A 15,051-nucleotide genomic window follows, 5' to 3' on the forward strand; every position below is an offset into this window, starting at 1 on the left:
GCTTCGGCTTCGGCTTCGGCTTCGGCTTCGGCTTCGGCTTCGGCTTCGGCTTCGGCTTCGGCTTCGGCTTCGGCTTCGGCTTCGGCTTCGGAAAGTTCTTCTTCTACGGTCTCAGTCGGGTCAACAGGTGTATCTTCCTGTTGCAGTTCGGGTTCGACGACGTCATCTGCCTTGGGGGTTTCCACCGGCTTTTCTTCGGACTTTTTCTTACCAGCCACCGCAATATTCCCCTTATCGAATCCAAATTCAGATGAATAACAGCCCCAGTCAAGTTAATCGGGGACCGCGCCGCCCTCAACCCGCAACGCATGTTTCACAAGCTTTTTGACAGCCTTACGCATTTTCTTTGGTGTCGGCTTCTTTGCGATCTTCAGGCGTGCATAGTCCAATGAATAAAGGGGATCCGCCGTGGCCTGACTGATTGCGGCCAACCACAAAGGCGCGGATCCGGTCCAAATATCGGCAAAATGTCGCGCCGTTCTTGGCGAAAAAAGCGGTGCGATTACCGGCGAATCCAGATCCGCCACCCGGGTCGCTTCGGATGTTAGCGGCAACAGCAATTGCTGGTAGACTGGCAGTTCCCCCACGGTCAGGCCGGATTCGGTCAGTCGACCGGCAACATTGCCGCGCGTGTTCTCACCCCTCAAATGCAACAGCGGGCTTTTGGGCCTCCGCTTGAGCAGATGTCCCACCAGTTCTTCCGCCGTGGCCCCGACCATTTCGGCCTGCCAGCCGCAACCCTTCGCTGTGCTGGTCGTTGTCGGCCCGACGCAGAAAGCGGGCAGGTTGCGGTCCACACCTTTCAGGGCCGCCGCGTTCACCGCATTGGCCGACGTGAAAATCAATCCCTGCACACCCTCGGTCTCAACCTCGACCGGCAGAGGCCGGATTTCCATGATCGGAGAATAGATGACCTGAACCCGGGATTTGGTGCGGGTCGGCAGCTGCGCGACGAACCGTTCAGAGGCGGCGCGCGGGCGGGTCATCAACAAATACAACGTGCGGCCCCTTGGCCCTTCAGGATTGTTTGCATCCGCGCAGGGTGATACCCCGCCGTTGGATCATGATGCAACGGATCAGGGTGATGGTGCAAACACTTACCGTACTGGGATTGGAAAGCAGCTGCGACGATACCGCCGCGGCCATCGTGCGTCAAACGACGGGCGCCAAAGCCGAAATCCTGTCATCCGTGGTACATGGCCAAACCGAACTGCACAGCCCTTTTGGTGGCGTCGTGCCCGAGATCGCGGCCCGCGCGCATGCGGAAAAGCTGGATGTCTGCGTTCTGCAAGCGCTGGACACGGCTGGTCTTTCTCTGAACGACGTGGACGCCGTTGCCGTCACCGCCGGGCCGGGTCTGATCGGAGGGGTCATGTCGGGCGTCATGTGCGCCAAGGGGATCAGTGCGGCAACCGGTCTGCCGCTGGTGGGTGTCAATCACCTTGCCGGTCACGCGTTGACACCACGACTGACGGACAACATTGCCTTCCCCTACCTGATGCTTCTGGTGTCTGGCGGCCACTGCCAATTCCTGATCGCCCACGGGCCCGAACATTTTACCCGCCTAGGCGGCACCATCGACGATGCGCCGGGCGAGGCCTTCGACAAAACCGCCCGCCTTCTGGGTCTGCCGCAACCTGGTGGCCCTTCTGTCGAAGTTGAGGCGCGCGCCGGTGATCCCAAACGCTTTCGGTTTCCCAGGCCGCTTCTGGACCGGCCCGGTTGCGATCTGTCCTTTTCGGGATTGAAAACGGCGTTGATGCGGATGCGCGACCAGATCGTGAACGAAAAGGGCGGTTTGACGCGCCAGGACCGCGCAGATCTGTGCGCTGGATTCCAGCAGGCGATTGTGGACACATTGGCCGCAAAGACCCGGCGTGCGATTGATCTGTATCTGGAAACCTCTCCGTTTGAACCCGTGATTGCCGTTGCCGGAGGGGTTGCCGCGAACTCGGCCATTCGGTCCGCATTAGAGTCTGTTTGTGCTGAAAAAAACACCAGTTTCACCGCCCCCCCGTTGGCCTTGTGCACGGATAATGCTGCGATGATTGCCTATGCTGGCCTGGAGCGCTTTCGTACCGGCGCACGGGACGGGCTGGACCTGACCGCCCGCCCGCGCTGGCCTCTGGATCAGCACAGCCCGGCCATGCTGGGCGGTGGCAAGAAAGGGGCCAAGGCATGAGCGCGTCCGTCCTGGGTTCCGGTGCGTTTGGCACGGCTCTGGCTATCTCGCTGGCAGGCAATGGGCCAGTGACACTGTGGTCAAGAAACGCCGATCAGGCGCAGCAGATGCGCGAGACGCGCGAAAATGCAACCCGGCTGCCCAACATCGCCCTACCCGCGGACATCACCGTGACCGCGGACATCGCCGAGGCGCTCAGGGCTGACACGCTTTTGTTGGCTGTGCCGATGCAGAAATTGCGCAGCGCTTTGCAGGATCACGCCCCGGTCCTGCGTGGCAAGACTCTGGTGGCCTGCTGCAAGGGAATTGAACTGACCTCGGGGCTCGGACCTGTCGCGGTCATCAAAGAGGTTGTCCCGGATGCCAGCGTCGCGTTGCTGACCGGGCCCAGTTTTGCGGATGATATCGCGCACGGTCTGCCCACCGCGTTGACGCTGGCTTGCGAGGATACAAAACTTGGCAAGGCGCTTCAGGCCGAACTGACGACGGCGAACCTGCGCCTTTATCGCACCACCGACACGGTCGGCGCCGAACTTGGCGGCGCGCTGAAGAATGTCATGGCCATTGGCTGCGGCGCCGCCATCGGCGCAGGTCTGGGTGACAGCGCCCGAGCGGCCTTGATGACCCGCGGATTTGCCGAGATGCAACGCTTTGCCGCGATGCGCGGCGCGCGCCCCGACACCCTGATGGGCTTGTCCGGGTTGGGGGATCTTGTGCTGACCTGCTCTTCCGAACTGTCCCGAAACTATCGTTTTGGCCTGAGTTTGGGTCTGAATCAGCCCTTTGACAGCCAAACAACGGTCGAAGGCGTCGCCACCGCTCGTGCCATGTCGGACATTGCCGCCAAGGAAGGGCTGGATATGCCCATCAGCGCCACGGTGGCGGACCTGAGCCATGGCGCCTACAGTGTCACCGAGGCCATTCAAAACCTGCTAAATCGACCCCTCAAGGAGGAATAACATGCTGATCGCCCTCATCGCTCGTGATAAACCCGACGCGTTGCAAACCCGATTGGACAACCGCTCGGCCCACCTGGCCTATATCGAAGAAACCGGCGTCGTGTCACAGGCCGGACCGTTGCTGAACGGTGACGCCATGATCGGCTCATTGATAATTCTCGATGTGGAGGACCTGGCCGCCGCACAATCGTGGGCCGATGGCGACCCTTACGCAAAGGCTGGATTGTTCCAATCGGTTGAGCTGATCCCGTGGAAAAAGGTGATCGGTTGATGGCCTATTGGTTGTTCAAGTCGGAACCTTCGACCTGGAGTTGGGATCAGCAAGTCGCAAAGGGCGACGCGGGCGAGGAATGGGACGGTGTGCGCAATTATCAGGCGCGCAATTTCATGCGTCAGATGAAGGTTGGGGACCGGGGGTTCTTTTACCATTCGCAAAAGGACAAGTCCGTTGTTGGCATTGTCGAGGTCTGTGCCGAGGCCCATCCCGACAGCACCACCGATGACGAACGGTGGGAGTGTGTGGACATCAAAGCCGTGCGGCCCTTTTCCAAACCCGTAACGCTGGACCAGATCAAGGCGGACGAGCGTCTGGCCAACATGGTGCTGGTGAAGAACTCTCGCTTGTCGGTGCAACCCGTGGCAGGGGATGAATGGCGGGTGATTTGCATGCTGGGCGAAACCCAGCCTGATTGAACGGGAAAATGGCGCCGGGCACGGAACTTCTCAAAGCTCTGGCAAGATGCTATCTTTCCTTGGGCTTTGCCGGGTGAGATCATGTCGGTCGCGGTTTTGTGCGATCGAAATTGCCGGGTGGTGTTCGAATAAAGATCGGTCTTTCTTGAAAGCAAAAACCCATGTCTGACGACGAAGGCGGCAATGGGATATTCGAAGACGCCATTGCTGCGAAGAATTCAAAAAACTGGGAAGCGCGCCTGAAAGAGGCGCGTGAAAAGCGTGCCAGAGTGCTCAGCGGGGCGCAGGGTGAAGCGCAGGAAAAACCCGCCCTGAAACCTTCCGAGACAGAGCACCTGCCCCGACCAGACGAAACCAAAATCGAAGAGATCGTATCAGACCGGGTCCGTTCCCTGCATTTGGAAGACCCAAAAACCCGGAAAAAACCCTTGGTTAGAGCAGGAATTATTCTGGCCGCCCTGGTTTGCGGCGCGTTCCTGCAATGGGCGGTCACACATATTGCCGGAACGTGGCGCTCCAGCGGTGGAACGCCCCCAGCCAGCCTGGATGCGGCGACGGAAACTCTTCCTGAAATCGAGGAGCTGCTTTCAGACAGAGCGTCCATTGTCAGAATCGATGAGCCACCGGCCCCACGAGACACACAAGCAGCCGAAGACCCCCCCGATCCAGCGTCTTCGCAGGTCGCACCCGTTTCCAACCCGGCAATCATCGAAGAGGTCGAGGATGCGATCACAGGCGCATCTCTCGACCAGAGCGTCTCGGTTGAGGCGGTCGTGACCTCACCCGGTCCTGCCGAAGACATTTCGGCTGCGGATGACCAAGACAGGGTGGAACCAAGACCCCCAACCCCAGAAGCGGAACTGGCCGTGTCTGTGTCTCCGCCAGCCATATTCATTCCGCCACAGCTCGAACCCATCTTGGCCACCGCTTCTTCTGCGGATGTTCAAACCTTGTATCCGGCTTCTGCCGAACCGCCGTGGCGCCACACCAACCGGTCGAACAAAGACAGCTTTTCGCAGACATCCTTGATGGTTTTGGACCCTGTCCAGCAAGAGATCACTTTATCTGCGGCCCCGTCTTATGCAGAGGTTAAACCGCTTTCGCCCGCACAATCCCCCATTGATCTGGAAGTCTCGCTTTTTGTTCCCTTGAGAGTGTCACAAGACGCCAGCAGCCGAGCTTTGGAACTGCTTACACAGGGCCGCGCGACTGTCGTGTCAACAGACCGCGTGGGTTTTCGGGTCAGAGAAACACAGGTTCGTTTCTATCATCCAAGCGACGCTGAAAACGCGGCGCTGGCAGCTGATGCTCTTGACGGAATATTGAGGGACTTCACGAATTCGGGCAGCAAGACCCGTCCGGGGCGGATAGAAGTCTACCTGGCAGGCAGCGGTGGCGCGTCATCCAGGAATTCGGACCCGAGGCCCACGGAATTCGACAATTTCATTGCGCGTATTCTTGGCGAACTCAGATAAGAAACGAGGGAAGGCTCTGACGATACAGAACCTTCCCTACCCCCGCGTGCTCCCTACTCACCACACGCGTATGGAAATATCTGGTTCTGACCGTCCTGGTCACAGGTTGAACTTAGCGCAACCACACCCTTGGTTTCAAACGCCAAGTCGTTAAATTGAAACTCAAATTAAGTACGCCCGCCAAAATCTCGGCGGGCGCTTGTTAGATTTCGACCGAGTCAGCTGTAAACGGATTCTTTTCTGAAATGCTTGGTTAAAATATAATAGACAACGGCACGGTACTTGTTGCGCTCGGACATGCCATAGGTTTCCATGGCTTTGTTGATCCCTTCCATCAGCTCGGGGCCATCTGCCAGACCCAGCTTTTTGATCAGGAAGTTGTTCTTGACGGTTTCCAGTTCCGAGTCCTGGCTGGCCGCGACAGTTGCCGCATCTGCGTCATAGATCGCCGGACCACAACCGATGGTGACCTTGGTCAGCAGGTCCATATCGGGGTCCATCCCGCATTTGGTTTTCAGGTCTTCTGCGTATTTGGCGATCAGCTCGTCGCGTTTGCCCATATCCTAGTCTCCTTGATCCGTTTACCCGGCACCTTTTACCGATGATCGAAAGACTAGCCGCGTCGCAGGCTTTTCCAAAAGGAAAAAAATTTGCGATTTCTCCCCCTTGGTCGCAGCCTGCACGTTTCTTGCTGAAAAGCCTAGCGGCAATAGCCCCACCCCGGGCCTTGCAAGTGGAAATGATCCGCGTGCAAACGATTGAAATCGGGCCCAAGAACCACGCGAAACCAACCGCAGGACCCGCGCCAGATCCGTCGAAAAAAGGCGCCTTCCGGTCCCGAGCCCTGCCAGTTTGACAACAAGGTCAGCGTCCGACCGTCAACGGTATCCACACCGACGATATCTATCGAATCCGCGCGGGCATGGCTGCTCCACCCCCCGTTTTCACCCTGCGCGGTGCGCATGCGGCGGCAATTGTAACTGCCGATGTGGCGCAATCGGGAAACGTTGGACCCAAGCAGATCGCGTGCGGCGGGCTGTACGACGTGATGTTCCCACATGGTCAGGCGCAGCGCCGTGGCGCAACTGGTTTCAACATCCTCGATCTCTGATGTCACCAATTTGGTCAGACGACCCCGACCGGCGATGCCGCAGTTCTGATCGACAACCAGGTCCGCCATCGCCTCAAACCGAACATCTGCGTCTTCCAGAGCGGCCCGACACTGTGCTTCGCTGACCAATGCGCGGTTCAACTGAAGCTTGGTGACGGGTGTGATCGGGGCGGTTACCTTCAGATCACGCAACGGGTTCCAGTGTGACGGTATCGGCGATTCGGGATGCGCCAACACCCACCAGACACCACCGCCCAAAAGGATCACAACAACCGCCAGCCTGAAAAAGAAAGACGCCGCCAGGTACAAATACCGGCGGCGTCCAGATTTCTGCGTCATACCCAGACGGCGATCAGTAGCGGTAGTGTTCCGGCTTGTACGGACCTTCCGGTTTGACACCGATGTAAGCGGCCTGATCCGCATCCATCTGGGTCAGCTTCACGCCGATGCGATCCAGATGCAGGCGGGCCACTTTCTCATCCAGATGCTTGGGCAGGATGTAGACTTTGTTCTCGTACTGGTCGCCTTTGGTGAACAGCTCGATCTGGGCCAGAACCTGGTTGGTGAACGAGGCCGACATCACAAAGGACGGGTGCCCGGTGGCGTTGCCCAGGTTCAGTAGACGGCCTTCGGACAGCAGGATGATGCGGTTGCCCGAAGGCATCTCGATCATGTCCACCTGTTCCTTGATGTTGGTCCATTTGTGGTTTTTCAGGCTGGCCACCTGAATTTCGTTGTCGAAGTGGCCGATGTTGCCGACGATGGCCATGTCCTTCATCTCGCGCATATGCTCGATGCGGATCACGTCCTTGTTGCCGGTGGTTGTGATGAAGATATCCGCGGTGGCGACTTCGTCTTCCAGCAGGGTCACTTCGAAACCGTCCATCGCGGCTTGCAGGGCGCAGATCGGGTCGACTTCGGTGACTTTCACACGGGCACCAGCACCGCGCAACGACGCTGCCGAGCCTTTGCCCACATCACCGTAACCGCAGACCACTGCAACCTTGCCGGCCATCATCGTGTCGGTGGCGCGGCGGATACCGTCGACCAGCGATTCCTTGCAGCCGTATTTGTTGTCGAATTTCGACTTGGTGACGCTGTCATTCACGTTGATCGCGGGGAACGGCAGGTGGCCGTCCTTGACCAGCTGATACAGGCGGTTCACACCGGTGGTGGTTTCCTCGGAAACACCCTTGATCTGGTCACGCATCTTTGTGAACCAGCCCGGGCTTGCCGCCATACGCTTGGCGATCTGCTTCTTGATCACCTCTTCCTCTTCCGAACCCGGAACAGGGATGATGTCCTCGCCCGCTTCGGCACGGGCACCCAGCAGGATGTACAGCGTTGCGTCGCCGCCATCATCCAGGATCATGTTCGGGCCTTCCTCGAACAGGAAGGATTTGTCCAGATAATCCCAGTGCTCTTCCAGTGTCTGGCCCTTGACGGCGAAGACGGGAATACCCGCCTCGGCGATCGCGGCGGCGGCGTGGTCCTGGGTCGAGAAGATGTTGCACGACGCCCAGCGCACATCCGCGCCCAGCGCCACCAGCGTTTCGATCAGAACGCCCGTCTGGATGGTCATGTGCAACGACCCGACGATGCGCGCCCCTTTCAACGGCTTGCTGTCGCCGTATTCCGCGCGCAGGGACATCAGGCCCGGCATCTCGGTTTCGGCTATGTCCAGCTCTTTGCGGCCAAAGCCAGCCAATGAAATGTCTTTAACGATATAGTCCCCGGCCATCAGGTGCTCCATTTTCCGGTAATTCACAGTCCTGGCTGCCCCTAGCATTCCTTGGGGCAGGTGGCAACTTTGAAGACTGTGATCGGAAACGATATGGCCAATATCAGCTTGGAGTGCCTTCAATTTCGATCTTTGGTATCGCTTCAAAAAAATCGGTGCCAACGGCAACAATACAGCTGATACCGTTCGCATTGGTTACCAAAACGGTATAACTTCCCGTTTCTTTCGAGGTCCAAACCTCCATCACCGCTTGCGCGCCGCGTGTTTTTTGCAGGCCGCCAAAGGCCAATTCTTCGGCGTAGTTCTCCTGCAATTTGGATATGATGTGATCCCGTGCCGCACAATTCTGGGCAAAGGCAGGCGGCGCGGTGGCGGCCATTCCGAAGGTCAGTGCGATTGCGAATAAACGTTTGAACATAGGGTGCTCCTTTCGATACGTGTTTCAGTTCGAGAGGGGCACACTGGGAGGAGAATGCACCCCCCTCAGTCTTCAATGTCGGGATTATACCGCGCCGTTTCAAAGCACGAACGCTCAAGAAAATGTTGGCAGCGTGTGATCCAGACAGGTACATCATACCATAAAAACGCGAATTGAACGTGTCCAACTTCACAAGGCATGGCAGAATGGCAACACAACCCAGAGCGTGGCAAAGGATGCTGTCGGGCCGCAGGCTGGACCTGCTGGACCCGACACCGGTGGATATCGAGATTGAAGACATCGCACACGGCCTTGCCTTTGTCGCTCGTTGGAACGGTCAGACAAACGGCGATTTCGCTTATTCCGTGGCCGAACATTCCCTGCTGGTTGAAGAGATTTTTGGCCGTATTGCCCCCAAAGCACCCATGAAATGGCGTTTGGCGGCCCTGTTACATGACGCGCCCGAATATGTGATCGGCGATATGATCTCGCCCGTGAAATCCGCCGTCGGCCCAGACTATGGCGCGTTGGACGACCGGCTGGCGGCAGCAATCCACATACGGTTTGGACTACCGGCTGAGGTCCCAAAAACGGTGAAGCGCCAGATCAAGAAGGCCGACAAGATCAGCGCCTGGATGGAGGCGACACAGATTGCCGGGTTCTCCGAGGCCGAAGCCACGAAATTCTTTGGTCGCCCGGACAGGGGGATCGTGGCGGGTTTACAGATCAGGCTGCGCCCCCCGGTCGAGGTGCGGCACGCCTTTACGGCGCGGCACGCAGAGCTGATCGCTCAGATCTGAAAGACGCTATCCAAATGCGGTGAGTGGGACGGGGGACGGATGGAAGAAAGATGAAAACAAAGACCGGAACCCGAGTTTTGCTTGTCGTCAACGTCCTGCTGACTGTTGGTCTTGCGGCAGCGTTGGTCGAAACCGGGTATGTTTCGAAGGCGCTCAGAAAAATCTCGGGCACACATGTCCCGGTCACGGAAACCGATCACTACAAGCTCATGGTCTGGCTGCACGAGCGGCCGATTTCTCAGGCGCTCGCCTCACCGGATATTCAGATCGCTTTCATCGGCGATTCTATAATCGAAGGGTGGTTGACCAGCAACATCCTGCCCAACTCACTGAACCTTGGGATCAGTCGCGACACCGCCCCGGGCCTGATAGCACGGGCAAAACCGGAACTGATTGCCCATGTTCCGACATGGTATCTGGGAATCGGGGTCAATGACGCTCTGACCGCCACACCGCCAGAGAAGATTGCAGGCTATGTCGCACAGTTGAAGGCCCTGTTCATACCTGCTGACAGGTTGATCTGGCGTGCTGTGTTGCCCGTAACCGGTGCAAACTGGACCGCGGAACAAGAGGCGTTTCGAACGGCCTTCAATTCGGCTGCACAACAGGCCTGTCAGGATATGGCGAACTGCACATTTCTGACCCCTCCGGACGGGTTCGCCGAGAACACCGCCGACTGGACATCGGACGGGTTGCATCCCAACGCAATCGGATATCGTCAGCTGGCGCGGCAGCTCTGCGCAGAAATCTCCTGCTCACCCTGAAGGTACTGAATGGGTACGGTCAGCACCGCTGCCCGCAGACCTGTCTGAAACTTGGGCAGGGTTTGTGTTCACGCCGTTTCAGCCAAAGACGTAGAAGCACAGTTTGTTGCCATCCGGGTCACGCACATAGGCACCATAGAACCTGTCGGGGACGCGTTGACCAGGTTCGCCTTCGTCCACCGCACCCAGGCTGATTGCCTTGTCATAAAGTTCCTTGACCTCATCCTTGGAGTCGGCTGCAAAGGCGACCATGTTGCCATTTCCGGCGGCGCAGGCATCACCGTCATAGGGCTCGCACACTGCCAGCATTGGCGCGTCGGGTTTGTTGCCGATGAACGCGATCCGGCCTGCGTCTATAACCACTTTCGCGCCCTTGTCCGCGAAAAGGTTGGTATAGAAATCCTTGGCGCGCGCCATGTCCGAAACGCCAACGGTTACATATCCGATCATAAAGTGGTCCTGTTCTGACAAAAGCTTCCAGATGTGGCGAACAGTCCTCGACAGGGTCCAAGGTTACAAGTCACTAAACCGTCATCGAGCGGCCGGCCGGCCTAACGCGGGCTGCGTTTCGCCAGTATCCGCTGCAACGTCCGCCGATGCATATTCAACCGTCGCGCGGTTTCGGAAACATTCCGGTCACACAGCTCATAGACGCGCTGGATATGTTCCCAGCGCACACGGTCCGCGCTCATGGGGTTTTCCGGCGGCGGGGGCATCTCGTCACCCTTTGCAAGCAATGCGTTCGTGATGTCGGTGGCATCGGCTGGCTTTGACAGATAGTCGGTCGCGCCGATCTTGACAGCCGCGACGGCGGTCGCGATCGCGCCATATCCGGTCAGAACAACAACACGGCTGTCGGGGCGTTTTTCCCGCAATACCTCGACAACGTCCAATCCGTTGCCATCCTCAAGCCGCAGATCGACGACGGCATAAGCCGGGGGCCGGGCGGTGGATATCGCGCGCCCTGCCGCGACGGATCCTGCGGTCTCAACCTCGAAGCCACGCTTTTCCATGGCCTTGGCCAAACGTCTCAGAAACGGCTCGTCATCATCAACCAAAAGCAGGGATTTGTCAGGGCCGATGTCAAGCTGAGAAGTGTCTGCCATATGTTAGGTCTTTCGCTATTTCATGCCTTTGGCTCGAACATGAGTAATAGCAGCGCGGGAACAAAGGTCAAACAACCTTGTTACGACGCGGCCTGTTCCAGGAAGCATTCAACCTTGTCCGCCATCTGTTCGGCCGTGTCTTCGCGCTTGAAGAATTCCAGAAATCCATCTTCGGGTGTAACCAGATAGGTAAAGGTGGAATGGTCAACCAGATAGAATTCGTCGCCTTTGTCATGCGCCTTGTAATAGGTCTTGTAGGCCTTGCTGGCCGCCTTGACCTGTTCGGGCGAGCCGGTCAGGGCGATCGTCTTGCCCCCGAGATTGAAAGCATAGTCAGCCATGACTTCGGGCGTATCGCGATCCGGGTCAATCGAGATGAACAGAGGCGTCACCGACAGCCCGCGTTCGGCCAGAATATCGACAGCCTCGGCGTTGCGGGACATGTCGAAGGGGCAAACGTCCGGGCAGAACGTGTATCCGAAGTAAACCAGCGTCGGTTCGGTAATCACATCTTTGTCCGTAACCGTCTCGCCTTTGCCGTTCACCAGTTCAAATGGTCCACCGATTGCGGCGGCACCCCCGGCGATCTGGCTGGACCGGCATTGTGCGAACTTGTCATCGGACCCGCCGCCCCGCGTCAGAATCCACATGGCCCCAAGTCCGAAAACCAGAGCAAAGGTTGCGAGAATTGCGTACAGTAGGCGGGCCATTTCGATTATCCGGTCGCAAGGGATTGTTGATCGTTCCGGCCGGGACACCTATCAAGATGACCAGCCGATGCAACAGGACATAAGCGACCGATGGCAGAATCCAATCAGACTTTTTGGCGCGGCCAGGAACGCAGCAGCTGGATTCGGCTTCGGACCCTGATCCTTTTGCGATGGGTGGCGATCATCGGCCAGCTCACCGCAATCACGGTGGCCCAGCGATATTATGACGTGCAGCTGGAACTGGGCCTGTGTTACCTGGCCATCGGAATCTCGGTCATGGGCAACCTGACCGCCATATTGCTGTTTCCGCAGAACAAGCGCCTGACCGAGTTCGAAAACTTCCTGATGGTTCTGTTCGACCTGCTGCAATTGTCAATTCTGCTCTATTTGACCGGCGGGCTGAACAACCCGTTTGCGCTGCTTCTGCTGGGCCCGGTCACGATTTCAGCCAATGTCATGAGCACTCGATCAACCCTGATTGTCGGCGCCGTCGCAATCGTTCTGACAACTGTGCTGGCGGAATTTCACCTTCCGTTGCGGACAAGTCTGGGGCTTGTTCTGGATATCCCCGATATCCTTCTGTTTGGAAACTGGGCCGCGATCATAATCGCCATCGTCTTCATCGGCGCCTATTCCCACCGCGTCAGTTCCGAAGTCCAATCCATGTCCGAAGCGCTGGCCGCCACGCATATGGCGCTGGCGCGCGAACAGAAACTGACCGATCTGGGGGGCGTTGTCGCCGCTGCCGCGCATGAACTGGGCACGCCTCTGGCGACGATAAAACTGACCAGCGCGGAACTGATCGAAGAGTTGGACGACCGCCCGGACCTGAAAGAAGACGCCGCTTTGATCCGCGAGCAGGCAGACCGTTGCCGTGACATTCTGCGCGACATGGGGCGGGCGGGCAAAGATGATCTGCATCTGCGGCAGGCACCGCTTTCGACAGTGGTGAACGAAGCGGCCGAACCACATGTCGGTCGCGGCAAAGAGGTTCATTTTTCCGAAGGCCCCGCGCAGGACGGGGATGTTCAGCAGCCCTCGATCCTGCGCAAACCCGAGATCATTCACGGTTTGCGCAACCTGATTCAGAATGCCGTGGATTTCGCCCGCGCAAATGTCTGGGTCGAGGCCGAATGGACCGACAGCAGGATCACCGTCAGCATCATGGATGACGGGCGGGGATATCCGCCCCACATGATTGGACGCATCGGCGATCCCTTTATGCGCCGAAGACGGGCAGAATCCGATCAGAGATCACGCCCGGAATACGAAGGGATGGGCCTGGGATTGTTCATCGCCAAAACCCTGCTGGAACGCAGCGGCGCCGAACTGGAATTCGCCAATGGTTCGGACCCCTACCAGCATCTGACCGACAATCCTGAACGGCGCGGGGCAATCGTCAAGGTGACCTGGCCACGCAAACTGATTGATGCACAGAAGGGTGACACCCCGGTCCCGTCGGGATCCAACACGCGCATCCAGGTGTGAATTAAGAGACCGTTAACCAATCCCACGCATAGTCTGTCCTTGTATCGTTCAGGCTTGGGGAATTTGATGGCCGATTGGATTATTCTGGCCGCGATCAGTCTTGTTTCGTGCTGTTTCGCCGTTCTGTGGCTGTTGCCACGCCGGGCTCAGCGCGACAAGGCTTTTGGTCTGTTTTCGAACACCTCGCTGTTTGACGCCGTATTCCTGTTCGATGGCGACCAACTGATTAGCCATTCTGATTTCGCACTCGCCGGGTTTGAGCATGTTGAAAACTGGCTGGACCTGCGGCGCTTGTTGCAAAGGGACTTCCCCACCTTTCCCGAAACTCCCGACAAAGTGCGCGATCAGGGCAAAATCCTGGTGTCGGCCATTGACTACACCGTTGAACGAGAAGTCGTGTGTGAGAGGATCGACGGTATCGTCCGCGTTCGACTTTGCGAATGCGCCAGGACCTCTTCGGCCGGATCGGTTACCCCAGGCGAACCAACTCGTCTGGCAATGGATCTGGCCCCCTACCCGGTATGGTTGGCGGATAACGACAATCGGGTGCAATGGTGCAATGCCGCCTATGTCGCACTTGTTCAAAAGGCACGTGATCAGGACGCCGATCTGACTGCGCCGCTTTTTGAAAGCCCGGAGGATGCCACAAGACCTACCGGAAAAACCCGCGTGTCGGTGGATGTGGCAGATACTGATCGCAAGCTTTGGTTCGATTTGACTCGGATTGAACACGAAAACGGTCATTTATGCTATGCCGTTGACGTCAACGCGATTGTCGAGGCGGAAACCGCCCAGCGCAAATTCGTGCAGACCATGACCAAGACCTTTGCCCAATTGTCCATTGGTCTCGCCATTTTTGACCGCAACCGGCAATTGGCCCTGTTCAACCCGGCCTTGATCGACCTGACCACCTTGCCGCCCGATTTCCTCAGTTGCCGCCCCAGCCTGAGCAGTTTCTTCGACCGCTTGCGGGATCAACACATGATGCCCGAACCGAAGAATTACCGCAGCTGGCGGCGTCAGATGAACGACCTTCTCGAAGCGGCTGAAGATGGAAACTATCACGAGACGTGGTCGCTACCATCCGGATCGGTCTATTCCGTCAGCGGTCGCCCTCACCCGGACGGCGCAGTGGCGTTTCTATTCGAGGATATCACCGCCGAAATCACTCTGACGCGGCGCTTTCGATCGGAAATGGATCTGATGCAGTCCATCCTGGACAAACTGGCGGACGCGATTGCCGTCTTTGCGGATGACGGTACGCTGGCCTTCACCAACTATGCGTATCAGAAGCTGTGGGGAGACGCGCACGAGGTCGGGTTCCAAAGCGAAACGGTCACCGACGTCACGCGACGCTGGCAAGACCTCTGTATTGCGACGCCGGTTTTGGGTGAGGTGCGGGATTTTGTCGAAATGCGGGAAAACCGCGCCGAATGGACAGCCGAAATCCAGATGAGAACCGGCATAACCGTGGATTGCACCGTCACACCGGTGCATAATGGCGCGACAATCGTGCGGTTTACGCAATCCGAGTTTCCCTCGAAATCCACCGCGATGGAACAGATCAGCGCCTGAACCGGGTTGCAGCCGGTCAGGCGCAAGGC

Annotated in this window: 17 protein-coding genes and 1 pseudogene; 9 read left to right on the forward strand and 9 right to left on the reverse strand. The window is 57.9% G+C overall.

Annotated features, from left to right (window positions below; all coding sequences use genetic code 11):
• A pseudogene (locus ACR0E2_RS11305) lies at positions 1–218 on the reverse strand (hypothetical protein); the annotation flags it as partial.
• Positions 219–272: 54 nt separating this feature from the next.
• Positions 273–986 (reverse strand): uroporphyrinogen-III synthase, encoded by a 714-nt coding sequence (locus ACR0E2_RS11310; protein WP_480446479.1) that lies wholly within the window; start codon positions 984–986, stop codon positions 273–275.
• A 98-nt stretch (positions 987–1,084) separates the two neighbouring features.
• Here ACR0E2_RS11310 and tsaD point away from each other — a divergent pair, with 98 nt between their 5' ends.
• The 5 genes from tsaD to ACR0E2_RS11335 all read left to right on the forward strand — a co-directional run bounded on the left by tsaD (position 1,085) and on the right by ACR0E2_RS11335 (position 5,309).
• On the forward strand, positions 1,085–2,182 hold the full coding sequence (gene tsaD / locus ACR0E2_RS11315) for a tRNA (adenosine(37)-N6)-threonylcarbamoyltransferase complex transferase subunit TsaD (RefSeq protein ID WP_480446711.1): 1,098 nt from the start codon (positions 1,085–1,087) through the stop codon (positions 2,180–2,182).
• A complete protein-coding gene (locus tag ACR0E2_RS11320; RefSeq protein ID WP_480446480.1) occupies positions 2,179–3,141 on the forward strand; it encodes an NAD(P)H-dependent glycerol-3-phosphate dehydrogenase in 963 nt (320 codons plus the stop codon). Before tsaD ends, ACR0E2_RS11320 begins: the two co-directional genes overlap by 4 nt.
• Before the next feature lies 1 nt (position 3,142).
• Positions 3,143–3,412 (forward strand): YciI family protein, encoded by a 270-nt coding sequence (locus tag ACR0E2_RS11325; protein WP_171116638.1) that lies wholly within the window; start codon positions 3,143–3,145, stop codon positions 3,410–3,412.
• Positions 3,412–3,834 (forward strand): EVE domain-containing protein, encoded by a 423-nt coding sequence (locus ACR0E2_RS11330; RefSeq protein ID WP_480446481.1) that lies wholly within the window; start codon positions 3,412–3,414, stop codon positions 3,832–3,834. Before ACR0E2_RS11325 ends, ACR0E2_RS11330 begins: the two co-directional genes overlap by 1 nt.
• Positions 3,835–3,995: 161 nt before the next feature.
• Positions 3,996–5,309 (forward strand): hypothetical protein, encoded by a 1,314-nt coding sequence (locus ACR0E2_RS11335; protein WP_480446482.1) that lies wholly within the window; start codon positions 3,996–3,998, stop codon positions 5,307–5,309.
• A gap of 218 nt (positions 5,310–5,527) precedes the next feature.
• Here ACR0E2_RS11335 and ACR0E2_RS11340 read toward each other — a convergent pair whose 3' ends face one another.
• From ACR0E2_RS11340 to ACR0E2_RS11355, 4 genes are all read right to left on the reverse strand, one after another.
• Positions 5,528–5,869, reverse strand: coding sequence for a DUF2853 family protein (locus ACR0E2_RS11340; RefSeq protein ID WP_480446483.1), 342 nt, complete (start codon positions 5,867–5,869; stop codon positions 5,528–5,530).
• Positions 5,870–6,009: 140 nt separating this feature from the next.
• A complete protein-coding gene (locus ACR0E2_RS11345) occupies positions 6,010–6,759 on the reverse strand; it encodes an extensin-like domain-containing protein (protein WP_480446484.1) in 750 nt (249 codons plus the stop codon).
• Positions 6,760–6,772: 13 nt separating this feature from the next.
• Positions 6,773–8,161 carry an adenosylhomocysteinase gene (gene ahcY / locus ACR0E2_RS11350; RefSeq protein ID WP_171233586.1) on the reverse strand — a complete coding sequence of 463 codons (1,389 nt, stop codon included), beginning with the start codon at positions 8,159–8,161 and terminating at the stop codon, positions 6,773–6,775.
• A 103-nt stretch (positions 8,162–8,264) separates the two neighbouring features.
• Entirely contained in the window at positions 8,265–8,579 is a 315-nt protein-coding gene (locus tag ACR0E2_RS11355; protein ID WP_152459645.1) for a hypothetical protein, read from the reverse strand.
• A gap of 206 nt (positions 8,580–8,785) precedes the next feature.
• Between ACR0E2_RS11355 and ACR0E2_RS11360 the strand changes: the two genes are divergently transcribed.
• Complete coding sequence (locus ACR0E2_RS11360; protein ID WP_152459644.1) at positions 8,786–9,379, forward strand: HD domain-containing protein; 594 nt, start codon at positions 8,786–8,788, stop codon at positions 9,377–9,379.
• 50 nt (positions 9,380–9,429) lie between these two features.
• A complete protein-coding gene (locus ACR0E2_RS11365; RefSeq protein ID WP_171616671.1) occupies positions 9,430–10,143 on the forward strand; it encodes an SGNH/GDSL hydrolase family protein in 714 nt (237 codons plus the stop codon).
• Between the two features lie 78 nt (positions 10,144–10,221).
• On the opposite strand, the gene ACR0E2_RS11370 is transcribed toward ACR0E2_RS11365, so the two are convergent.
• The 3 genes from ACR0E2_RS11370 to ACR0E2_RS11380 all read right to left on the reverse strand — a co-directional run bounded on the left by ACR0E2_RS11370 (position 10,222) and on the right by ACR0E2_RS11380 (position 11,959).
• Positions 10,222–10,593, reverse strand: a complete 372-nt coding sequence (locus tag ACR0E2_RS11370; RefSeq protein ID WP_480446485.1) for a VOC family protein — start codon at positions 10,591–10,593, stop codon at positions 10,222–10,224.
• A gap of 101 nt (positions 10,594–10,694) precedes the next feature.
• Entirely contained in the window at positions 10,695–11,249 is a 555-nt protein-coding gene (locus ACR0E2_RS11375; RefSeq protein WP_152459641.1) for an ActR/PrrA/RegA family redox response regulator transcription factor, read from the reverse strand.
• Between the two features lie 80 nt (positions 11,250–11,329).
• Positions 11,330–11,959 (reverse strand): SCO family protein, encoded by a 630-nt coding sequence (locus tag ACR0E2_RS11380; protein WP_480446486.1) that lies wholly within the window; start codon positions 11,957–11,959, stop codon positions 11,330–11,332.
• Between the two features lie 90 nt (positions 11,960–12,049).
• Here ACR0E2_RS11380 and regB point away from each other — a divergent pair, with 90 nt between their 5' ends.
• On the forward strand, positions 12,050–13,447 hold the full coding sequence (gene regB / locus ACR0E2_RS11385; RefSeq protein WP_480446487.1) for a sensor histidine kinase RegB: 1,398 nt from the start codon (positions 12,050–12,052) through the stop codon (positions 13,445–13,447).
• Between the two features lie 66 nt (positions 13,448–13,513).
• The gene (locus ACR0E2_RS11390) at positions 13,514–15,022 is read left to right on the forward strand and encodes a PAS-domain containing protein (RefSeq protein WP_480446488.1); all 1,509 of its coding nucleotides are present in this window, start codon (positions 13,514–13,516) and stop codon (positions 15,020–15,022) included.
• Positions 15,023–15,051 lie beyond the last annotated feature (29 nt).

The organism is Ruegeria sp. A4 (assembly GCF_056543025.1).